Annotated in this window: 17 protein-coding genes; 16 read left to right on the top strand and 1 reads right to left on the bottom strand. The window is 61.8% G+C overall.

The genetic code is table 11. The annotated features are described in order from the left end of the window. Nucleotides 1-4 precede the first annotated feature (4 nt). Nucleotides 5-574 (top strand): HD domain-containing protein, encoded by a 570-nt coding sequence (locus tag QWI20_RS09825; protein WP_369305294.1) that lies wholly within the window; start codon nt 5-7, stop codon nt 572-574. Nucleotides 575-841: 267 nt separating this feature from the next. On the opposite strand, the gene QWI20_RS09830 is transcribed toward QWI20_RS09825, so the two are convergent. Next, on the bottom strand, nt 842-1,405 hold the full coding sequence (locus tag QWI20_RS09830; protein ID WP_369305295.1) for a hypothetical protein: 564 nt from the start codon (nt 1,403-1,405) through the stop codon (nt 842-844). Between the two features lie 595 nt (nt 1,406-2,000). Here QWI20_RS09830 and QWI20_RS09835 point away from each other — a divergent pair. The 15 genes from QWI20_RS09835 to tssA all read left to right on the top strand — a co-directional run bounded on the left by QWI20_RS09835 (nt 2,001) and on the right by tssA (nt 23,118). After that, entirely contained in the window at nt 2,001-2,750 is a 750-nt protein-coding gene (locus QWI20_RS09835; RefSeq protein ID WP_369305296.1) for a hypothetical protein, read from the top strand. Nucleotides 2,751-2,819: 69 nt separating this feature from the next. Continuing rightward, nucleotides 2,820-3,353, top strand: coding sequence for a type VI secretion system contractile sheath small subunit (gene tssB / locus QWI20_RS09840; RefSeq protein ID WP_062387737.1), 534 nt, complete (start codon nt 2,820-2,822; stop codon nt 3,351-3,353). A gap of 14 nt (nt 3,354-3,367) precedes the next feature. Further along, nucleotides 3,368-4,870 carry a type VI secretion system contractile sheath large subunit gene (gene tssC, locus QWI20_RS09845; protein ID WP_074887836.1) on the top strand — a complete coding sequence of 501 codons (1,503 nt, stop codon included), beginning with the start codon at nt 3,368-3,370 and terminating at the stop codon, nt 4,868-4,870. A gap of 27 nt (nt 4,871-4,897) precedes the next feature. Beyond that, nucleotides 4,898-5,380 carry a type VI secretion system baseplate subunit TssE gene (tssE, locus tag QWI20_RS09850; RefSeq protein ID WP_331103054.1) on the top strand — a complete coding sequence of 161 codons (483 nt, stop codon included), beginning with the start codon at nt 4,898-4,900 and terminating at the stop codon, nt 5,378-5,380. Further along, a complete protein-coding gene (gene tssF / locus QWI20_RS09855) occupies nt 5,380-7,212 on the top strand; it encodes a type VI secretion system baseplate subunit TssF (RefSeq protein ID WP_369305297.1) in 1,833 nt (610 codons plus the stop codon). Before tssE ends, tssF begins: the two co-directional genes overlap by 1 nt. Beyond that, a complete protein-coding gene (tssG, locus tag QWI20_RS09860) occupies nt 7,176-8,246 on the top strand; it encodes a type VI secretion system baseplate subunit TssG (protein ID WP_369305298.1) in 1,071 nt (356 codons plus the stop codon). The genes tssF and tssG overlap by 37 nt, the downstream gene beginning before the upstream one ends. Further along, nucleotides 8,243-10,840 carry a type VI secretion system ATPase TssH gene (gene tssH / locus QWI20_RS09865; RefSeq protein WP_369305299.1) on the top strand — a complete coding sequence of 866 codons (2,598 nt, stop codon included), beginning with the start codon at nt 8,243-8,245 and terminating at the stop codon, nt 10,838-10,840. The genes tssG and tssH overlap by 4 nt, the downstream gene beginning before the upstream one ends. A 44-nt stretch (nt 10,841-10,884) precedes the next feature. After that, entirely contained in the window at nt 10,885-11,664 is a 780-nt protein-coding gene (tssJ, locus tag QWI20_RS09870; protein ID WP_369305414.1) for a type VI secretion system lipoprotein TssJ, read from the top strand. Then, nucleotides 11,657-13,000: a type VI secretion system baseplate subunit TssK gene (tssK, locus tag QWI20_RS09875; RefSeq protein WP_369305300.1), complete on the top strand. Its 1,344-nt coding sequence runs from the start codon at nt 11,657-11,659 to the stop codon at nt 12,998-13,000. Before tssJ ends, tssK begins: the two co-directional genes overlap by 8 nt. Next, nucleotides 12,997-13,794: a type IVB secretion system protein IcmH/DotU gene (gene icmH, locus QWI20_RS09880; protein WP_369305301.1), complete on the top strand. Its 798-nt coding sequence runs from the start codon at nt 12,997-12,999 to the stop codon at nt 13,792-13,794. Before tssK ends, icmH begins: the two co-directional genes overlap by 4 nt. A gap of 30 nt (nt 13,795-13,824) precedes the next feature. Next, nucleotides 13,825-17,763: a type VI secretion protein IcmF/TssM N-terminal domain-containing protein gene (locus QWI20_RS09885; protein WP_369305302.1), complete on the top strand. Its 3,939-nt coding sequence runs from the start codon at nt 13,825-13,827 to the stop codon at nt 17,761-17,763. A gap of 55 nt (nt 17,764-17,818) precedes the next feature. Then, nucleotides 17,819-18,745, top strand: a complete 927-nt coding sequence (gene tagF, locus QWI20_RS09890; protein ID WP_369305303.1) for a type VI secretion system-associated protein TagF — start codon at nt 17,819-17,821, stop codon at nt 18,743-18,745. After that, nucleotides 18,742-21,237 (top strand): type VI secretion system membrane subunit TssM, encoded by a 2,496-nt coding sequence (tssM, locus tag QWI20_RS09895; RefSeq protein ID WP_369305304.1) that lies wholly within the window; start codon nt 18,742-18,744, stop codon nt 21,235-21,237. The genes tagF and tssM overlap by 4 nt, the downstream gene beginning before the upstream one ends. Before the next feature lie 160 nt (nt 21,238-21,397). After that, nucleotides 21,398-21,916, top strand: coding sequence for a type VI secretion system tube protein Hcp (locus tag QWI20_RS09900; protein ID WP_065988935.1), 519 nt, complete (start codon nt 21,398-21,400; stop codon nt 21,914-21,916). Nucleotides 21,917-22,017: 101 nt separating this feature from the next. Then, complete coding sequence (gene tssA, locus QWI20_RS09905; RefSeq protein WP_369305305.1) at nt 22,018-23,118, top strand: type VI secretion system protein TssA; 1,101 nt, start codon at nt 22,018-22,020, stop codon at nt 23,116-23,118. The last annotated feature ends 80 nt before the right edge of the window (nt 23,119-23,198 follow it).

Below are 23,198 nucleotides of genomic sequence, written 5' to 3' on the forward strand. Positions count from 1 at the left end.
TTGATTGACGTCCACCGACCTGCAGCACCTCTACAACAAAGCCTGGCTGTTCGCCTCCCACGCACACGTCGGGCAGATGATGAAGGGATCGGATCTGCCCTACACCACCCATGTCGCGATGGTGGCCAACGAACTGATTTTTGCGGACCGGGAAAGTGACATCGGCGATCTGTCCATCGCGATGCCTGCCGCGCTTCTGCACGACGTGATCGAGGACACTGGAACGTCAGAAGAGGCACTGGCTGAAGTGTTCGGCGCCGTTGTCGCATCGACCGTCGCCTGCCTGAGCAAGAACCTGATCGTGCCCTTCTCGGATAAGCGCTATTTCCAGGCGATCGCCGCGCATTCCCGGGAAGCGGCAGCGATCAAATTGTGCGACCGGATCACCAACCTCCAATCCGCGCCAACGACGTGGTCGTTGGAAAAGCGCGCGTCTTATCATGAGGAGTCTGCGCAGATCCTGGCGGCGCTGGGGCATTCCAATGACTATTTGAAGCGCCGACTCACCGATGCCATGGCGCGCTACAAATCCTTGTACGTCAATGAGCAGTGCGGAAATCTGAAGACTTCGTGAGCAAGCTCACTCCCACAGGTCTTGCAAAACACCTGAAATACTGAGCCGAATCACCATCCCGTGGGAGCCGAGCTTGCTCGCGAAGACTTACTTTCAGCCGCCAGAAAAAGTGTCTGAATGCACCGGCCTCTTCGTGAGCAAGCTCACCCCCACAGAATCTGCAGTGTGTCCCGGATCTGTGGCCCACATGAGACCAGTCCGGCCTTGCTCGCGAAGCGGTGTAGCCCAAAGGATCCAGTCAGCCCTTCACTCGGCGCCCGGCGTGAGCTATGGGCCAGACGCAATCACGGTCACATACTCATCAAACAACCGCACCTGACCATCGACCCTGAGCCAGCCCCGATACGATTCTGCATCCCTTCTGTAGCGAACAAAGGCTTCCGATTCCGGTCCGTCCGCGAACAGTGAAGCGATGGCTGCGCTTTGGAAGTACCAGTAAATTCCGTCACATTGCTCGGTGGCTTTACCGCTGGAAAGGTCGATCGCCCTGGACCGCCATTGCGCTGCAAGCTCACGTCCCTCATCCCGAGTAGGATCCGACAGCGCTCGCCAGCCAATTTTCTCGGCGTCGTCCACATAGGCGTGATACCTGGCGAGTAATGCCTGATCTCTTTCCCAGACCGAAGGACAAACGGGCGGCGGCGTCGCGAACGCACCCGGCGCCGGACAAACCGGCAGCTCGCTCAGAAGTTGCTGCACCCGCGACAACGGCTGCTCCTGCCCCCGCTCCTTGCCGTCGGCAGAAGCTGACGCCAAATCCGAACCCGGCACACCCTCCTTCACTCGTCCCTCGCGCCCCAGCACCGCCGTCAACCAGCCTCGCACTTCCATAGCCCGCTCCCTCAATAAATTCCGTCCACAAAACCGGCTCTCAACCCAAGTCATCGACTCAAGCCACACCCCGGCGAGCTACACCACCCATCCCCAGGAAAATCCGTACCCCACAAAAAACACCTCAGAATCCTCACCCCTCCCGCAAGGCTCTTTTGCAGCGATTTTCCTTAGTTGCCCGCTTAGTTCAGATCAGGAGGTGAACCGGTTCACCTTTCCGCCCTTTTCTTTAAACCTGCCAAAGGGATCCAATAAAACCCTGCAGCCCTTGAATCACAAGGCCTGGGGCCATTTTCGAGCCCACCGCAATGATGATAGTGGCCATAAAGCATCATTGCGGCCTGTATCAAATGTGAGAAAAACTTCGCGTCTGTAGGAACTTTCCCACACAATTAACTGCCTGAGCTGACACTGCTGGCTACTAGCTATCGGTGTTCGGCCACGTTTCATGCGCCTAACCTTCGCGGCGAGTTTCGGGATGACGTTGATCCGAATCAGCTTTTCGAGAAGGTGTGCCAGCCGGGCGACGCGATCTCTTCACTATGTCTCGCCGCATTCGCCGCATTGTTGAGAAGGGTTCAGGGACGATGTACCAATGACTCAAACGTTTGACGTAGAAGCACTCATAAAGCTGCGCAGCCAGACCCGGGCTATTTCCGACGTGCTTAAAGCACAGGCGTCCGATTACCTGGCCACGCTGGCGCTGTTGATTCGTCCCCAGAATCTGTTCGGTGAGTACCTCCAGGGTGCCCAGCGCAGCAGTGGCCGGGAGACCCAGCATCACTTCAAGGAACTCAAAGAGCTGTATGACAGGATTGGTTCGGCGTCTCCGTTCCAGTTGGTCAATGAGATGGAAGTGCCGCTGAACCTGATCAGCACCACGCCAGAGCTGTTCCCGCTGGAATACGACAAGGTCCTGGCCGACAGCGGTCAGACCGTCCGCATCACCAGCCCGACCCGCTGGGTGATCGGCTTCAATTCCTTTGACCTGGCGCGCTTTCGCAGCGTCATCAAAGACCCCAACCGTAGCAGCGCCGAGTTGTACCGCTTCGTCGTGCACTACCTGGTGCTGTTTTACTGCGTGAGCAAATCACCGGGGCTGGGGCGTTTGTTCGACGGCCTGCGGTTTCCGGTGAGCTTCGAGCGACTGAAGGATTTTGGCGACCTGCCGTTTTGCGTGATCAGCTCGCCGGTGCGCTCGACGCTGCCGGACGACTCGGTCATTCGCAGCAGCACGCAGATTGCCGGCAACGCCAGTTTTGAAGAGCTGGTGGGCCAAGACAGCATCATGGACATGAAAGATGAGATTCGTCAGCGCCTGCTGATGACGATCGAAGGACTGTAAAGCACTCGGCTCAACGTCGAGCCGACACGCAAAATGACTTGCAGCGAGTTGCTCGCACAGGAGAACACGATGGCGAAGAAGGAAAGTACCCAGCACAAACTCGACCGCGTTCGCGCCCCTCGGGTCCACATCACCTACGACGTCGACATCGGCGATGCTCAGGAAAAGAAAGAGCTGCCCTTTGTCGTCGGCGTGCTGGGCGATTTTTCCGGCAACCCCCTTGAGCCGCTGCCCAAGCTCAAGGATCGCAAATTCATCTTCATCGACCGCGACAACTTCAATGGCGTGCTCAAAGGCATCAAGCCGCGCCTGGCCTATCGCGTCGACAACACGCTGGCCAAGAACGGCACGCAGCTGGGGGTTGAGCTCAACTTCAACGCGCTGGAAGACTTCGAACCGCAGAACGTGGTCAAGCAAGTCGAGCCGCTGCGCAAGCTGCTGGAAGTGCGCAACAAGCTTGCCGACCTGCGCAACAAGATGGGCGGCAACGACAAGCTCGAAGAGCTGTTGATGGACGTGTTGCAGAACACCGAAAAGCTGAAAACGCTGGGCAAGGAATTCGGTCGTGAAGCCGCCGTTCCCGCCACCGACGCCAAAGAGTAAGCAGGAGCACGACCATGAACGACAAACAAACCGTGGCCCAGCCGGACACTGATCTGGTTGAAGTGGAAAACTTCGCCCCGCAGTCTTCGCTGCTCGACAGCATCATTTCCGAGAGCCGTGTCGCCCGCTCCGAGACCGAACGCACCCGCACCCGTGATCTGATCGGCGAGCTGGTGGGTCAGGTGCTGGAAGGCGAAATGACGCCGAGCAAAGACCTGATCGCCGTGCTCGATGCGCGCATCGCCGAGATCGATTCGATGCTCTCCGAGCAAATGAACGAGATCATGCACGCCCGCGAATTCCAGCAGCTGGAAGCGTCCTGGCGTGGCCTGAAGTACCAGGTCGACCAGACCGAGACCAGCACCACGCTGAAGATTCACCTGCTCAATGCGTCGAAGAAAGACCTGGTCCGTGACCTCAAGGCCTCGTCGGAATTCGACCAGAGCGCTCTGTTCAAGAAGATCTACGAAGAAGAGTACGGCACCTTCGGTGGCGCTCCGTTCGGCATGCTGCTAGGTGATTACGAGTTCAACCGTAACCCGGAAGACATGTACCTGCTCGAAGAGATCTCCCACGTCGCGGCCGCTGCCCACGCGCCGTTCATTTCGGCGGCGTCGCCCGAGCTGTTCGGCTGGGACTCGTTCACCGACATGTCCGGCCCGCGCGACCTGGCGAAGATCTTCGACACCGTCGAATACGCGAAGTGGAAGTCCTTCCGTAACTCCGAAGACTCCCGTTATGTCGGCCTGACCCTGCCCCATGTGCTGGGTCGCCTGCCGTATGGCCCGGATACCACGCCGGTCGAAGAATTCAACTTCGTCGAAAGCGTCGATGGCCGCGACCACAACAAATACCTGTGGATGAACGCTGCCTACGCACTGGGCACTCGCGTCACCGACGCGTTCTCCCGCTACGGCTGGTGCGTGGCGATTCGTGGCGTGGAAGGCGGCGGTCTGGTGGAAGGTCTGCCGACCCACACGTTCAAGACCGACGACGGCGAAATTGCCCTCAAGTGTCCGACCGAAATCGCGATTACCGACCGTCGCGAGAAAGAACTCTCCGACCTCGGTTTCATCCCGCTCGTGCACTGCAAGGGCACCGACTACGCGGCGTTCTTCGGCACCCAGTCGACCCAGAAGCAAAAGCAGTACAACACCGACATCGCCAACGCCAACGCCCGTCTCTCGGCGCAGTTGCAGTACATCTTCGCCACCTCGCGCATCGCTCACTACATGAAGGCGATCATGCGCGACAAGGTCGGCAGCTTCGCGTCGCGCAAAGACGTCGAGATGTTCCTCAACAAGTGGCTGTCCAGCTACGTGCTGCTCGACGACACCGCCAGCCAGGAAGCCAAGGCCAAGTTCCCGCTGCGCGAAGCCCGCGCCGAAGTCTTTGAAGTGCCGGGCAAGCCGGGCGTGTACAAGGCCGTGACGTACCTGCGTCCGCACTACCAACTGGATGAGCTGACGGCGTCGCTGCGACTGGTCGCCGAGCTGCCGCAATCCACACGCGGTTAACCGAATCGGGTCTGCCAGGGAGGCAACATGAGTAGCCAACACAAGCTGTTGCCGTCACTGCTGGACCGGTTGCTGGACGACCGTCCGCACCAGTCCGTTGAAGCCTCGGCGCAACGCTTGTGTTCGCTGGCCGATTACAAGGCCAGCATCGTGCGTGACCTGGAAATCCTGGTGAACACCCGCCAGTCACTGGTGGCTGGCGAACTCGCGGGGTTTCCCCAACTGCCTGGCACGATCCTCGACTACGGCATGCCCGATTTCACCAGCAAAAGCGTGCTCGACCCGCAGGACCGCTACCTGATTCAACAACAGTTGGAGAAAGCGATTTCCGGCGGCGACCGGCGCTTTCGCAGCGTCAAGGTACAACTGCTCGCACAACAAACCGGCCAACGCATGCTGACCTTTCGCGTTGACGCCGTACTGCGCCTGCAAGACATCTCCCGTCAGGTTTCCTTTGACGCGGTGTTGCAGGTCAATACCCAGGAATACACAGTACAGAACCTCAACTGATGCTCGACGACCTGCTCCCCTATTACGAAAAGGAACTGTCGCACCTGCGCTTTCTGGGCCAGGAGTTCGCGAGCCAGTACCCGAAAATCGCCTCGCGGTTGCTCATCGAGGGCGATAACTGCGAGGACCCTCATACCGAGCGGTTGATCGAGGCGTTTTCGTTTCTCGCGGCACGGGTGCACAAGAAGCTCGATGACGAGTTTCCGGAAATCGTCGAGTCGTTCCTTGAGGTGCTGTACCCGCACTACCTGCGCCCTACCCCGTCGATGTCCATCGTCGAGTTCACCCTGGGCAAGAATGAGAAAGTCACCGACGCCTATCGTGTCGCGCGTCACACCGAGATCCATGCCACGCCCATCGACAGCGTGGTGTGCAAGTTCCGTACGTGCTACCCGGTCGACCTGTGGCCGATCAGCGTGCAGCAGGCCTCGTTCGTGGAGATGGAGCGCTCGGCGTTCAACGGCCACAGCGCGGACCTGGTGGCACGTTTACGCATCGGCCTGACGGCGACCTCCGACGTGCTGTTCGGCCAGATGGAGCTGGACTCGTTGCGCTTCTTCCTCGACGGCGAAAGCACGCTGATGCTGCAGCTGTACGAATTGCTGTTCAACAACCTGGCCAAAGCCACGCTGACGTTCGAAGACGAAGGCCGCATGCGCGAAGTGGCCCTGCCGGCTGACGCGCTGAAAGCGGTCGGTTACGGTCTGGATGAAGGGCTGGTGGATTACTCGGAGCGCTCGTTCCTCGGCTACCGGCTGCTGCACGAATATTTCACCTTCCCGGACAAGTTCATGTTCTTCGACCTGTCCGGTTTCCGCCGCATTCTGGCGGGCAAGGCGCTGGGCAAGGTCGAGATCAATTTCTACTTCTCCGACTACGACCTGCACGACCGGCTGGCGCGCCTGACGCAGAACATCGGCCGCGCCAACTTCAAGCTCAACTGCACGCCGATCATCAACCTGTTCCGCCAGCAGGCCGAGCCGATCACCCTGACCCATGCTCAGCATGAATACGCCATCATTCCGGACGTGCGCATGCAAAACACGGCCGAGGTGGTGTCCATTGACCGGGTGCGCCGGGTCAAGAAAGTCGGCGGCCTGGAGCAGGTCAGCAGCTGTCACCCGTTCTTCGAGCCGCGCGCCGATCAGGGTCCGGGCAACAGCTTCTGGATCGCCCGCCGACGCCCCTCCCAGAGCCGACAACGGGACGGCACCGACATGTTCATTCGTGTGGTTGACCGGGATCTGGAGCTGATCAACTCGGCCAGCGATACCTTGAGCATCCGCCTGACCTGCAGCAATCGGGACCTGCCTTCGCTGCTGCCCTTCGGCGGCGCGCGCGGGGATTTCAGTGTCCCGGCAGGCTCGGTCATCGATGACATCCGCTGCCTGCGCAAACCCACCGCGTCGGTGCGCGTGCCACTGGGCAACGGCGTGATCTGGCGCCTGGTCTCGCACCTGTCGCTGAACCATATGTCGCTGGTCAGCAAAGGCCGCGATGTGCTGCTGGAGCTGCTGTCGCTCTACAACTACCGCAACACTTCGGCGATCCGTAAGCAGATCAACGGCATCGTCTCGGTGAGCAGCGAGCCGGTGGTCGCGCGGATCGGCCACCCGCGTCCGAACTTCGTGCGCGGCGTGGGCATCACCCTCAAGTTCGATGAAAGCCAGTACACCGGCAGCGGCGTATTTCTGTTCGGCATGGTGCTCGACCACTTCTTCGGCCAGTACTGCTCGATCAACAGCTTTACCCAATTAACCCTGCGCACCTTGCAGCGCGAAAAGAGAGTGGTCCAATGGCCCCCGCGAACCGGCGATCAACCCCTGGTCTGATCGACCAGGCACGGGCTGAGCCGCACCGATTCGAATTCTTTCAGTTGGTGCGTTTGCTCCGCCTGCATTACAGCAGGAACGGGCGAATGGACCTGCAGACGCGGCCCCATGAAGACCCGTTGCGCTTTCGTTCGCAGCTGTCGCTGAATTTCCCGGCGAGCGAAGTCAGCGATCTGAAATTCGAGCGCGAGGGCAAGGTGTCTGCGGCCGGGTTGCCGCTGACCGAAGTGCAGGTGACGTTCATGGGTCTGGTCGGGCCGTCCGGCGTATTGCCACGCCCGTACACCGAGCTGTTGCTGGAGCGCCACATTCAGTACCGAGACGACGCTGCCCACGCGTTTCTCGACGTGTTTTCCCACCGCATGACCACGCTGTTCTACGAGGCCTGGCAGAAGTACAAGTTTTACATCGAGTACGAGCGCAACGGCACGTCGGACTTCGATCGCTACCTCCTGCACCTGGTGGGCCTTGGGCCGCAGGCGCAGAAACAGAAGTTCGGCCCTGAAGGCTCACCGCTGCGTCGGGAGCTGTTCAGCTATTTCTCGGGGATGTTCGCGCAGAAGCCGCGCAACGCGCTGAACCTGCAAGTGATGCTGAGCTTTTACTTCTCGCTGCCGTTCAAGGTCCGTCAGTTCGCCGGGCGCTGGCTGAAGCTCGACGTCAGCCAATGCACGCAGCTAGGCCGCAAGAACGCCGCCCTCGGGCAAAGCGCCGTGGTCGGCAACCGGGTCTGGGATTACCAGTCGAGCGTGCGCATCGACATCGGCCCGTTGACGCTGGCCGACTATCAGCGCTTTCAGCCCGGCACCGAGGACTACCAGAAGCTGGTCGAGCTGGTGCGTTTTTACGTCGGCGCGCACTTGGATTTCCAGATCGCGCCGACCCTCAAGCGCGAAGCGGTGCCGCTGGCGAAGATCGGCCGGCAGGGCAACGTCGCGCTGGGCTGGCTGGGCTGGTTGAAACGTCCGGGCGCCGATGTCGAGCCGGCCCGTTGTGCTCTTTTCCATATTCCTTTTGATGGGGTCTCACTGTGAACCTGAAGTCGCTGTTCGCCAAACTGAACGAAACCAGTCGCACAGCCACAGAAGGCGCTGCCGCCCTGTGCTTGTCAGAAAACCATTACGACGTTGAAGTCGAGCACTTGCTGCTGCAATTGCTGGAAAACAACGACAACGATTTGCCGGCGATCCTCCGTCATTACGACGTGGTCCCCGAGCGCTTGCAGGCGCAGTTGGTCACCGCCCTCGGCACCTTCAAGAAAGGCAACACGCGCACGCCGGCCCTGTCGCCGCACATCACCCGGATGATCGAGCAGGCCTGGGTTTTGGCCTCCATCGAATTCGGCCGGAGCCAGATCCGCACCGGCTACCTGATTCAAGCGTTGCTGGACGATGACGAGCTGCACCGCGTGGTCGTGGCCTCCGCGCCCGAGCTGGAAAAAATCAACGCCGACGACCTGCGGGTGAATCTTGCGGCACTCGTGGAAGGCAGCCCGGAGTCGGGTCTGGCCAGTCCGCTGGAAAGCCCGAAAGCCGCCAAGGGCCGTACCGTTCAAGGCAACGGCAAAACGCCGGGGCTGGATCAGTACACCATCAACCTGACCCAGAGCGCCCGCGACGGCCGTATCGATCCAGTGCTGGGCCGCGAGTTCGAAGTGCGGCAGATGGTCGACATTCTGACCCGTCGCCGGCAGAACAACCCGATCCTCACCGGTGAAGCCGGCGTGGGTAAAACCGCCGTCGTCGAAGGCCTGGCGTTGCGCATCGTTCAGGGCGACGTGCCGTCGGTGCTCAAGGACGTGGCGATTCACACCCTCGATCTGGGCCTGCTGCAAGCCGGCGCCGGAGTCAAGGGCGAGTTCGAAAACCGCCTGAAGTCAGTGATCGAAGAAACCAAACGCAGCCTGCACCCGATCATTCTGTTTATCGACGAAGCCCACACACTGATCGGCTCCGGGGGTCAGGCCGGGCAGAACGATGCCGCCAACCTGCTGAAGCCGGCACTGGCCCGGGGCGAGTTGCGCACCATCGCCGCGACTACCTGGGCGGAGTACAAAAAGTACTTCGAGAAAGACGCCGCCCTCGCCCGCCGCTTCCAGGTGGTCAAGGTCGAGGAGCCGGACGAGGACAAAGCCATCTACATGCTCCGTGGCCTGCTGGGCAAAATGCAGGAGCACCACAAAGTCACGGTCATGGACGAAGCGCTGGTGCAGGCCGTGCGCCTGTCCAACCGCTACATCACCGGGCGTCAGTTGCCGGACAAAGCCGTCAGCGTCCTCGACACCGCCTGCGCCCGCGTGGCCCTGGCGCAGTCGGCACAGCCCGGCCCGCTGGAAGACTGCAAGCGCCAGATCGACAACGTCCAGGCCGAGATCGCCGTGCTGCAGCAGGAAGCCGCCAAAGGCAGCGACCACTCACGCCGTCTGGCCGCGCTGAATGAAGAATTGCAGAGCGTCCAGAACACCCGCGAGACCCTGGAGCAGCAATGGCAGCGCGAGCTGGATCTGGTCAAGAAACTGGCTGAACTGGGCAGCGTCGAGACACCCGATGTCAGCGAGATTTCCGCCGTACGCGCCGAGCTGTCAGCCGTTCAGGGCGAGCAGCCGCTGGTCCACGCACTGGTCGACGGCGGCACCATCGGTGAGGTGATTTCCGGCTGGACCGGCATCCCGCTGGGCAAAATGCTGCGCAACGAAATCGACACCGTGCAGCGCCTGCCGGCACTGCTGGGCGAACGCGTACTCGGGCAAGATCACGCCCTGGCGGAGATCGGCAAACGCATCAAGATTTCCCGCGCCCGCATGGAAGACCCGAACAAGCCCATCGGCGTGTTCCTGCTGCTGGGACCGAGCGGCGTCGGCAAGACTGAAACCGCTCTGGCGCTGGCCGACACGCTATACGGCGGCGAACGTAACGTCATCACCATCAACATGTCCGAGTACCAGGAAGCCCACACCGTTTCCAGCCTCAAAGGCTCGCCGCCGGGTTATGTCGGTTATGGCGAAGGCGGCGTACTCACCGAAGCCGTGCGGCGCAAACCCTACAGCGTGGTGCTGCTGGACGAAGTGGAAAAAGCCCACCCGGACGTGCTTGAGCTGTTCTTCCAGGTGTTCGACAAGGGCGTGCTGGATGACGGCGAAGGTCGCGAGATCAACTTCCGCAACACGGTGATCATCCTCACTTCCAACACCGGCACCGATCGCATCATGCAGCGCTGCCTGAACACCACCGAGCAGCCGACCCCGGACGAGATCGTCGAGGACCTGCGCGACGAGTTGAACCAGGTGTTCAAGCCCGCCTTCCTGGGGCGCCTGACCATCGTGCCGTACTACCCGGTTCAGGACGAGATTCTGGAGCGCATCGTTGCCCTGAAGCTGGAGCGCATTCGCAAGCGCTTCGAGCGCAACCATCAGGCGGTGCTCGGCTACGACGAGGCGCTGGTCAAGGCCATCGCCGCGCGCTGCACCGAGGTCGACAGCGGCGCACGCAACATCGACAACATTCTGTCCAAGACCCTCATGCCGGAACTGTCCCAGCACGTGCTGGAACGCATGGCCCAGGACAAACCGATTCAGAGCCTGAACATCGAACTGAGCAGCGACGGCGATTTCGCCTACCGCCTCACGTGATCCGGCTTGATTTAATTGAGCATTCATAGGTAGCAGTCATGAACATGCGAAACAGGGAACGTCTTTGCGCCGGGGCCGGCTGGGCCACCCGTGTGACCCTTTTGACAGTCGTGATGGCGCTCACCGCCTGCGGCATCACCGACCGGGCCAGCAAGCGCGTCGATGACACGTGGGCCGGTGACATGCTGTTCGGCGACAAGGAGAAAGTCATCCTCACCGCCGACGGCGGCAACCAGTTGAACCCCGATGAAAGCGGCCGGCCGCTGTCGGTCGTGCTGCGGGTCTATCAGCTCACGGCGCTGGAGCGGTTTGCGTCCATCGACGCCGATTCGCTGTGGGACAACCCGCAGCAGGCCCTCGGTAACACGCTCATCGACAGCCAGGAAATCACGTTGCTGCCGGGCATGGGCCAGATCGACCAGTGGCCGCTGAACAAAGGCACGGGTTACGTCGGCATCGCTGCGTTCTTCCGCTCCGACGAGAAGAGCCACTGGAAAGTCGCCTTTGATGCCAACTCCCTGCGCAAGGACGGCATCTGGTTTTCCTCCGACGGCCTGCGCGTGCTGGTCGACAACAACCACGTGCTGGCTGTGCGTGGCAACGACGTGCTGAACAAGCCGCAGACCGAAGCGCAGTTCGCCAAAAGCAACGTCATGCCCACGGCCGAGCCCGCCGCCAGTGCGGGCAATCCGCCCCTGAGCCAACAGGTGCAGGACGCGATGGTGCAGAAGGCCAAGGACACCGCCGTGGACTCTGCCCAGCAGAGTGCACAGAAAGGCGTGCAGTCAAAGTTCGATTCATTAGTGGAAGGCGTTCATGAGTAAGCAGAGCCGCGTGATGTGGTCCGAGGGCATGTTTCTTCTGCCGCAGCACTTCCAGTACCAGGATGAATTCCATCAGCACCAGTTGGCCGAATCGACGCTGCGCAGCACGCCCTTCCATTGGGGCGTGCAGGCCATGCAGATCGACGAAGAAGCGCTGGCCGGCGGGTCCCTGCAATTCAAGCGGCTGAAGCTGGTATTTCCCGACGGCAGCCTGTTCGACGCGCCGTCACACGATCCGCTGCCGGCGGCGCGGGATCTGCGCGAGTTGCTCAAGGGCAATGACTTCAAGGTCTACGCCGCCCTGAAACTGCCGGAGCCGTTCGGCCTCAATTACGTCGAGGACGGCCAGGAGCAGAAAAGCGCGCGGCGTTTCCGAAAGCAGTTCGACACCCTGCCCGACCTTAACGAAGGCGATCTGGAAAACGAGATCACCAGCCTGCGCCTGAACGTGGTCATGCTGATCGACGGCGACACGCTGGACGGCTACAGCTACTGCCCGATCGCGCGGCTGTCGCGCAACAACATCGGCGGCTTCAGCCTCGACACCCACTTCGTGCACCCGACCGTGCACCTGGGCACCCACGAAACCCTGATCGGCCTGGGCAAGCGTCTGCTCGGCGCGCTGCACTCAAAAAGCAAGGCGCTGTCGGGCCGTCGTCGCGAACGTGCCGACCAGATCGCCGAATTCGGCTCCAGCGACGTCACGCTGTTCTGGCTGCTCAACACCGTCAACCGCGCGTACCCGAATCTGGCGCATCTGCTGGCCCACCCGCGTCTGCACCCGGAGCGTCTGTACCTGTTCCTGGCGGAACTGGCCGGCGGTTTGCTGACCTTCTCGCTGGAGGTCGAGCTCAACGACATCCCCGAGTACAACCACCACGACCCGGCGGCGTCGCTGGTCACGCTGGACCAGATGATCCGCACGCTGCTGGACAACGTCATCCCGAACCAGTGCATCGTCATCAACCTGACCCAGACCAAGCCGTCGTACTGGCAGGGTCAACTGCACGATCCGCGACTGGTCGATGCCGACTTCTACATCTCTGTGCACGCCGACATGCCCGGCTCCAGCCTGCTGGAACTGGTGCCGCGGGCGGTCAAGGTCGGCTCCCCGGAAGACATTGAAGTGGTGGTCAACAGCGCCATGCCCGGCGCGACGCTCAACCATTCGACGCGGCTGCCCAACGCCATTCCGGTGCGTCTGGACAACCACTACTTCTCGATCGAACCCCATGGCCGGGTCTACGAACGCATGATGAGCGCCCAGGCGATCTCGTTCTACGCACCCAGCGCTTTCACCAACCTCAAGCTTGAACTGATGGCAGTACTCAAATGAGCGAAGCCGTAATGCAAGGCGCCATGGCCGCCGACCAGCCAAAACCGACCCTCAAAGACCTGGTGCAGGATTTCATCAGCATGGCGCTGATCCTGCGTCGTGGCCGTCAAGTGACCTCGGTCAGCGCATTCGAGGAGAGCGTCGACACCTTCTTCGCCAACCTGGAGCGAGAAGCCCGCGCCTCGAATTACAGCGTTGAGCAGGTCAAGGACACGCAATACGCGTTGTGCGCGTTTCTCGACGAAAGCGTGCTGCGGGCCAAAATGCCGGTGGCGCCGGTCGTGGCAAAAGCCGAGGATTCGCCCGCTTCAGCCAACGCCGCACTGGCGGCGCCGGCGGAGAAAGTCAACGAGCTGCGCCGGCACATCGAAGTGTCCCCGCTGCAGTTCCGCCACTTCGGCGTGCACCTGGCGGGCGAAGGTTTCTTCGACAAGATCGAAGCGCTGCGCGCCGACGTCAAACGCAACCTCGACGTGCTTGAGGTGTATCACCTGTGCCTGGCCCTGGGGTTCGAGGGCAAATTCAGCGTCGGTGAAGGCAAGGATCAATTGCGCTATCTGGCCAACACCCTCGGTCAGGACATCGCCCGCTATCGCAAGACCCCCAAAGCGCTGTCGCCGGACTGGGCGCTGCCCGATCAGGTCTCGCAGATGCTGCGTCACGAGGTGCCGGTGTGGGTTTACCTGGCGCTGATCGCACTGGTCTGTCTGGCGGTTTACCTGACGCTGGACTGGCTGCTGGGCAAGGACGTTGCCTTATTGTCCGAACACATCAGCCAATTGTTCAGTGCCTGAGCACTGCTCGGGTAAGCGAGTCAGGAAGACATGAAAACACTACTTCGCGCTCTAAAAAGTTTCTGGTTCCTCGTCATCACGCTGTGGCTGATAAGCCTCGTCGCCTGCGTGGTCATGGCGGCACGCAGCCAATGGTCGCGGGAATACCTGCTGCAAACCCTGCTGATCGTGTGCGGGTTTTACATCTTCGTCGGCTTTATTCGTCAGGTACGACGCCTCAGTAAAGAGCGCAATCTTGAAAAACTGGTGCACCACGAAGTCGACCGTTCGTTGCCAGCGGACGGGGATTTCCGCGACCAGCAAGTGCTGCGCGACCGCCTCAAGCACGCGATCACCATGCTGCGCGCCGATCGTTCGGCAGGCGGCGGCGGTTCGTCGGCGTTGTACGAGTTGCCGTGGTACCTGGTGATAGGCCAGGCAGCGGCCGGCAAGACTTCATTGCTCACCCGCTCCGGGCTCTCGGCCACCACCGCCAGTGGCCAGAGCAGCGGCGAAAGCGGCACCCGCCACTGCGACTGGTATTTCAGCCCTGAGGCTGTGCTCATCGACACGGCCGGCCGTTACCTGGCCGAGGACTCGGCCGCCAGCGAATTCACCGCTTTCCTGCAACTGCTGAAAAAGCAGCGGAAGAAAACCGCCATCAATGGTCTGGTGTTGGTGGTCAGCCTGCCGGAACTGCTGGCAGCCACCGCCCATGAACGCGCGGAAATGGCGATCCAGCTGGTCGCACGCATCGAGGAGTACAGCCGCAGCCTCGACGCCCATCCGCCGATCTACCTGATGCTGAGCAAGACCGACCAGTTGCCGGGCTTCAATCAGGCCTTCGACGGTCTGGACCTGAACGAGCGTCAGCAGCCGTTGGGCATGACCTTCGCGCTGTCGGAAATCCGCACCCAGGGCTTGAAGACGGTGCTCGACAGCAAACTGAAGAACCTGCACAACGGCGTGCAGCGTCACGTCGACGCGCAGATGATCCGGCTCGGTTCCGACGCCAACAGCGCGCTGCTCAACTTCCCCAATTACTTCGCCGATCTGTCAGGCGTGCTGGTGCCGTTCCTTGAGCACTTCATTCAGCCGGCCAGCCACGGCAGCCCGCTGCTGCTGCGCGGCCTGTATTTCACCAGCGCGCTGCAGACCGCCGAGCAGCTGAGCCAGGTGTTCGACGACGATCTGGCCGAAGACTTTGCTCTGCAGCCGGCCAGCGACAGCGCGAATGCCGCGCAGGCCAATGGCCGGAAAACCGGTGACCGCAGCTACTTCATCACTGACACGTTCCGCCGGGTGATCTTCCCCGATCGCGACTTGATCTCGTATCAGTCCCGCGACGGCCGCGACAGGTCGATGACCCCGGTGGTCATTGCCACCGCGCTGCTCGCAGGTCTCGGTTTCATTGGCTGGCAGGCGCTGTCGTTCCAGCACAACCGCGAGTGGATCGCCGCCCTGCAGGACAAGCTGACCGAGCTGCAGGACGCGCCTGACCGCGCCCAGCGCATGGCCGCCGGCGAAGGCCTGGAACTGCTGCGCCATGAACTGGCGCAAATCGAGAAGCACCGCGCCAAGGGCGTACCGCTGCAACTGAGTGCCGGCCTGTATCGCGGTGACGAAATCTTTGCTGCCGCGCAAACGGCCTATCTGCAGCAACTGCGCAGCCAGGCCCTTGAGCCAGTCGCCCTGAAGCTGCAAATGCAGATGCGCGCGTTCAACGAGTTCACTAAATCCGTGGACCCGCAGAACGAACTCGGTGCCACTGCTGGTAAGTCAAGTGACAAGCCCGGCAGCAAGCCCGGCAAAGGCCAAAAGCTGGTGGATCGCGGCGTGCGCAGTTTGACTGCCAACACCGGCAAGCCAAGCCTGAGCAGCATTCCGCGTAGCGTCGGCGATATCGGCAGCCGCGTTAAAGGCGCCGTGCGCAGCAACGTGACCAAAACCCGCGAAGCCGCCCTCGCCGACCTGCGCAACCCCGCCACGGCCAGTGACGCCGCTGAACTGTCGGCCACCACCGGCGGGCTGTCGTTGTCCGAAGAAATGCTCGGCCGCCTGGATGAGCAGCAAGTCGCCTCGATCATCGAGTCCTACAACTCGCTCAAGCTGTACCTGATGCTGACGCAACCCAACGCTCATTCGGACCCGGAATTCGTCAGCGCTGCCTTGCCCGTCGCCTGGAGCAACACGGCGTCGGCGGACAGCCCGGTCAGCGACGAGGTGATCGCCGACAACGTGCCGATGTACGTGCAGTTGCTCAAAACCGGTCAGGCCCCTGCCCTGCCCCGCAACGATCAACTGGTCGAAGAAACCCGCAAGAGCCTCAAGTCGTTCATGATTTCCAGCTCGCTGGTGGACCGTGAATACCTGCGCCTGCAACTGGAAGCCAGTCGGCAATTCCCGGCCGTGGGCCTCAACGAGCTGGTGCCACTCCCCGGTCGCCAGTTGCTCTACGGCAGCGAAGCGGTGCCGGCGATCTTCACCCGCCAGGGCTGGGACGGTTTCGTCAAACCCGAGCTGATCAAGCTGATGTCGAGCAACCTGCGCAACGAGTCCGATTGGGTCCTCGACGGCGACGGCGGCGACAGCATCATCCAGAAAGCCAACTTCATGCGCGAGTTCATGGCGCGCTACAAGCGTGACTACGCCCAGTCCTGGTACACCTTGCTGAGCAGCGTCGGCGTGCGCCACTTCACCGACATGGCCAATGCCACCCAACAGTTGTCGCTGCTGAGTGACGTGCAGAATTCGCCGGTGAAGATCCTGCTGTCCGGGGTTAACGACAACACCCAGTGGGACGTGCCTGCGCCCCAGGTCAATCAACAGCCCGGCACGCCGAAGGCTGATGATTTCTGGAGCAAGGTCACCGGACTGGTCAGCGGCCCGCAAGTGCCGACCGCAGCCATGCTTTCCCCACTGCCAGCGGTGGATGACGGCAGCCTGGCCCAACGCTTCGAACCGGTGTCGCGGGTCTTCGCGACGCAGAACGCCGAAGGCGCCGACAGCACGATCATGGATCGCTACCTCGCGGCGCTGCGCAAACTGAAAGTGCGGATGAACAACATCCAGCGCTCCCAGGACGTCGGCAAGAGCAGCAAACAGCTGATCAGCGAAACCCTCGAAGGTCAGCCGAGCGAAGTCACCAACGTGCGCAACTACGTCGAGACCACGGTCGATACCAGCCAGGGCGGGTTGTCCGAATCGTTGCAGGGTCTGTTCAGCCTGCCGATCCAGTTCGCCTGGGAAACCCTGCGTGACCCGGCCGGCCAGCAGATCGCCAAGGCCTGGGCGCAGCAGATTGCCAAGCCGTGGGAACAGGTCATGGCGCACCGTTACCCGATCGCCGCCGGCAGTCGCAACGAAGCGTCGGTCAAAGACCTGCAGCGTTTCGTCGATCCCGAGTCCGGCCTGCTGCCGAACTTCAAGCGCAACGAGATCGGCAACCTGTCCGGCGGCGAAGGCCTGGGCATGAGCAGCGGCGCCAAGACCGCGCCGCTGGTCAACCCGAACATGGTCACCAGCATCGACAAGGCCAGCTCCCTGGGCCAGGTCATCGCCAGCCTGTCGGACAAGGAAAACGGCTTCGAGATCATGCTGGAACCGTCGGCGTTCTTCACCGACATCATCTTCACCCTCGACGGCCAGGTTCAGCATTACCGCAATGGCAAGACCAGCTGGAGCCGCTTCTCCTGGCCGGGCACCACCACCGCACCGGGCGCACGACTGGACGTCGTGACGCTGACGGGCGAGCGCATCACCGTGTTCGACTACCCCGGTCGCTGGGGCCTGTTGCGCATGAACGACAGCGCTCGGGTTGATGACCTCGACGGCATCCAGCAGCGTTTCAGCTGGAACACCGCCAACGGTCAGGTCAGCCTCGCGGTGCGCAACTACGGCGGGGTCAAGCTGACCGATCTGGCCAATGTTAAATCCCTGAGCGCGCTGAACACGACGTCCAAGGACGTGGCGCAAGGATCGGCGAAGTGATGAGCGGCGCGCTGTTCTTGGTACGCTGCGGCGTGAGCGGCCGGGAGCGCCGTCAATGATCGGCTGCTTCGGCAAACTGCCGTCGAGCGCGGACTTCGTCAGCCTGCACGGCGCGGCGGATGACGTCTGCGAGTTCGACGGCTGGCTGCAGGCGTCGCTGGCGGCGATTCATGCGGGTGACGACTGGCGGGCGCGATTCGATCGCCTGCCGGTGTGTTTCTTCTCTTACCGCGCGCGCTCGGGCAACTGGTTGCTGGGCGGGCTGGTCAGCTCGATGGATTCCAGCCAGCGCCGCTACCCGTTGTTCATCTTTCAGACGGTGAAGGCGGGCGATGGCGAGCCGCTGGTCAATCCGTTCACCTTGAGCGAGTTGTTCTGCGCGCAGATCAAACCGCTGCTGCACCTCGGTGCCCAGGGCGAGCGATCGGCAGTGCTGTTCGAGCGGATCAAGGCCCTGCGCCCGTTGCAGGGGCAGGACTTCGCCCTGTTCCGCCAGGTGCACGAGAAATTCCTGCGCAACTTCAACCTGCGGGACATCGCCACGGCGCTGGGTCACTCCTGGCCGGAGTTCGTCACCAATGCCGTGCTGACCCGCCTGCATGCGCTGCGCCGCCCGCTTAATCAGACGCAGACGCCGGGCATCAGCCTGCCGCTGCCCGCAGAACGCGGCTTGAAGAACCCGACGGCGGACCTGTGGGTCGACTGGCTGACGCGGATGAAAACCGGCCGTGTGTCGCCCCAGGTCAGCGTGCTGGCCGATGACTTCATGCGACCCAAGTTGCTGTGCTTCCCGTCGCGCAGCAACACCGGCCTGTACACGGCCCTGACCGACCCGGCCGAACGGCCGGAGCATTACGACGTACTGGCGGATTTCGCGGCGTTCGACGAACACCACCGCCCGCCTCAGTTTCCCGACACCGAACGCCCCCTTTATGACGTCATCGACCGTTTTGTCGACGCGCTGGATGTGAAGTCTGTATGAACAAGCTCAAGTATTACCTGCTGCGTTACCAACCCTACATTTTGGGGGTGTGCTTCTTCCTGACGATCTTCATCGTCTGGGGGCTGGGCCGCGCGCTGGACTTCAGTTCCCTGGGCAGCCTGCTGACCGGCATCGGCGTGTTTTTACTGCTATCCATCGGCTACGTGCTGTATCTCTACCGGAGCACCTCGCGGCAGCACAACCTCGAGGGGCTACTGCGCGACGACGCCGATCAGGCGGTGTTGAACGCCAGCCCCGCGGACCGCGAAGAGGTCAGCCTGCTGCGCGAACGCCTGCTGCAAAGTATCGATCGCCTGCGCAGCAACACGCCGCGCGGCAGCCGTGCCAAGGACGCGTTGTACGCCCTGCCGTGGTATCTGGTGGTCGGTCAACCAGCCGCCGGCAAGAGCACCATGCTCTATCAGTCCGGCCTGAATTTCCCCTACGCCGAGCGTGAAGGCGTGCGCGTCGCCGGCCTGGGCGGCACGCGCAATTGCGACTGGTTCTTCAGCTCCGAAGCGGTGCTGCTGGACACCGCCGGCCGCTACATGACCGATCAGGAAGAAGCCGGTAAATGGCGCGGTTTTCTGCAGCTGCTGCGTCAGCACCGTCAGCGTCGCCCGCTCAACGGGTTGATCGTGACAGTGAGCATCCACGACATCCTGCAGGCCTCGCTAGAAGACCAGGAACGTCTGGCCAAGCGCCTGCGTGAACGCATCCAGGAAACCTACTCGCTGCTGGAAGTGCGCCTGCCGATTTATCTGGTCTTCACCAAGTGCGACCTGGTCCCCGGTTTCGCGCCGTTTTATCGCCAGCTCGACGAGGTGGGCCGTGGCGAAGTGATGGGCAAGACTTTCCCCCACAAGGACTATGAAAAAGCCGACTGGGCCCAGCGTTTCGGCGTGGCCATGGACGAACTGGTCAACTACTGGAAGGAAGTGGCCAGCCAGCAATTGGTGTTGCAGGACATCCAGATCACCCGTCGCGACTCGGCGGTCTACCGTTTCCCGCTGGAACTCGCGGCGCTGAAGCCTCGCCTGCAACTGTTCGTCGACGCCCTGCTGCGCGCCAATCCGTATCAGAACGCCGAGCTGCTGCGCGGTTTCTACTTCACCAGCGCACTGGATGCCGACGCGCCGGAACTGGGGGGCCACACCCGTCAGGTCAGCGAGCGGTTCTCCCTCGAAGCCGAGCAGGCAACCGCCCACGGCCAGGCCCAGCCGCAGCCGCTGTTCATCAACAGCCTGTTCCGCAAGGTGATCATCCCCGACCAGCATCTGGTGGCGCTGTACACCAGCAACGTTCGCGAACGCCGTCGCAAGGCCGCGTGGGTCGGCGGCGCCAGTCTGATCGCGCTCCTGCTGTGCGGCGCGTGGGGCTGGTCGTACTGGAACAACAAGACCGAGATCCAGACGCTGTCTTCCGAGCTGACCGCTGCGGCAGCCCAGGACACCGCGACGCCGGGGCAGTACACCGACTGGCAAACCCTCGACCGTCTGCGCGTCCGGACCGCCGATTACTACGTCCGCCACCATGATCAGGGCGTGCCGCTGCGCCTGCGTCTTGGCCTTTATCAGGGTTACAACGTCGAGCCGCTTGTGCGCGCGCGTTATTTCAGCCGGCTGGAAACGGTCATGCTCAAGCCGACTGCAGACAACCTCACCCGCTCGCTGTACCTGCTGACCACGATCAAGGTCTACCAGCGCAACGCCAAGGACCTGATGCCGGTCACTGGTGTCGACAGCGTCGAGCCGCGCGCCCTGCCCAACGACAACCGCGCGCAGTCGATCGCCGATTTCGGCAAGGCGACGCTGGAGACTTACGTTCAGCTCTCGCGCTCCCAGCGGGAAAAAGCCGATCCGGCGTTCCTCAAGGCGAAGATCCCTGACTATTGGTACCCGGCCATCGCCAAGCAGACCGGCAAAACCATCGGCGCGACGGGCGCTGCGACCAACTCGGGCACGGACTACGAGCTCGCCAGTCGCCAGGTCAATTTCTACAGCGACCAGATCCACGAACCGGACGTGCCGAGGATTCTCGACAACGCGTTCCTGACCTCCAGTTCGCGCAATTACATCAACAGCCTGCTCTCGCAATCGCTGCGCTCCATCGAGACCATCACCCTGGAATCGGACACCCTGTTCGCCTTCGGCCGTGCCGATTTCCAGAGCCTGAAAACCGAGGGTCAGAGTCAGCTGAGCGCCATCGCCGGCAAGCTGCTGAGCACGCCGAACATCGGCAAGATCGTCATCGCCGGTCACGCCGACCAGCTCGGCGACCGTCAGGGCAATCTGCAGGTGTCCAGGCAGCGGGCGCAAACCATCAAGACCTACCTGGTCGGCAAGGGCGTGCCCGCCGAGCTGGTGGAAGCCGTGGGCGAAGGCAGCGAGAAGCCGCTGGTCAAGTGCGACATGCAGCAGCCGCGCGCGCAGTTGATCCAGTGCCTTGAGCCGAACCGGCGCGTAGAAATCGAGGTGCGTGCGCTCAACTGATTGGGCGCAGGCATCTGAAGAACCCGACGCCAGGGCCCTGTTGCATGAAGGCCCGGGCAGCGGCAACCGATTCCTCTGACGCTTCAGAGGGGTCAAATCAAGGGGCGCGACCTGGCCGCTGGGCGGCTAGCCCCAACCTGTAAGTAAGGAGAATCAAGAAATGGCATTTGACGCATATATTCAGATCGACGGCATTCCAGGCGAAGTTCTGGATGACAAGCACAAGGACTGGATTGAAGTACTCGGCTACGAGTACGGCGCCACCCAAGCGACGTCGGCGACTGCCAGCTCTTCGGGCGGTGCGTCCTCCGAGCGCGTTGCACTGAGCGATTTCAGCATCCGCAAAGCAGTCGACAAAGCGTCTGCGAAGCTGTTCGAAGCGTGCTGCAAAGGCACTCACATCGCCAAGATCCAGTTGAACGTCAACCGTGCCGGCGGCGACAAGCTGACCTACCTGACCATCAACCTGGAAGAGGTTGTGGTGTCTTCGGTCAAGGCCGTAGCCGGTGGCAGTCAAGACGGCGAAGACAAAGCCGTCAGCGACCTGCCGATCGAAGAAATCAGCTTCAACTTCGCTCGCATCAAGACCACCTACACCCAGCAGAGCCGTGCCGATGGCCAGGGTGGCGGTAACGTCACCGGTGGTTGGGACCGTACGGCCAACAAGGTTTTCGCTTGATCGAGTAGTCACAGCGGTCCGTTGCCTGGCGCAGCGGGCCGTATTCAACACCGCGTCGGCTGGATCGGCGCGGTGTTCTTTTTTCTTATCCCGAGTTGACCATGTCTGAATTTCTCAACGACCTTTCACTGACCGAACTGACAGCGCCGATCAATGGAGGAAGCGGCGAAGACCTGAGCTTTTCCACGCTGTTCGACAACGTCAAGGAAGCTCGTCGAGCGGACCCTGATTACTTGACCCAGGGTGACTGGCAGACCGATCTGAAATCCTCGGATTGGGACCTGACGATCACCCTGGCTGCACAAGGCCTTGCCCAACAGAGCAAGGATCTGATGCTGGTCGCCTGGCTCAGCGAAGCCCTGGCGCACAAATACCACTTCCTCGGCATTACCTTCGGCCTGACCCTGGCCGAGCGGATTCTTGAGCGCTTCTGGGATGGCCTGTACCCGGCGCTGGACGAAGGCCTGGAAGAGCGCGCGGCACGCCTGGCCTGGCTGAAGACTACCCTGGCTGATGTGGTGGGCGGACTGCCGATCACCCAGGGCGATCAGTTCGGCCTGCTGCGCTACGACGAATCCCGGCACATCGAAAACCTGGCGCTGCAGAACCCCCAGGCCATGCGCATCGCGCTGGACGAAGGCAAGATCAACGCGGAAATCTTCCAGCGTTCGGTGGTGCTGACCGACACCGAGCACTTTTTGCGCAAGGCGTCGGAAATCACCGACAGCCTGCAGGCCTGCCGGCAGTTGCAAGCGACAGCCGACCGCCTGTTCGGTGTTGAAGCGCCAAGCTTTGCCGGTTTGAGCGAGATCCTCTCCCGCGCCGCGCAACTGGCTGAAAAACTGCTCAAGGACCGTGGCGTGGAAATCAATCCCGCGCCTGCCCAACCGACCGCCGAGCCTGTCGCCGAACCGGCCGATCAACCTGCTGCGGGGCCTGCCATGACCATCACCGTGAAAGACACCGCGTCGGCGCCACTGCGCACCACGCCGCTGACCCGCGATGAAGCCTTCACCATGCTCGCTGGCGTCGCCCAGTTCTTCAAACAGACCGAGCCGCAAAGCCCGGTGCCCTACCTGATCGAACGCGCGATCAAATGGGGCAACATGCCCCTGGAAGGCTGGCTCAACGACGTCATCAAGGACAGCAACGTGGTCGACAGCATTCGTGATGTGCTCGGGACGAAAGAGCCGAAGGGCTGATACGAACCGCTGACGGGCAACCGCGCCCTCGTCAAAAATGACGCCACCGCAGCCGTTATAGGTCGATGAAGATCTGTGGG

This window comes from Pseudomonas sp. W2-17, from assembly GCF_041060445.1.
Classification (GTDB): Bacteria; Pseudomonadota; Gammaproteobacteria; order Pseudomonadales; family Pseudomonadaceae; genus Aquipseudomonas.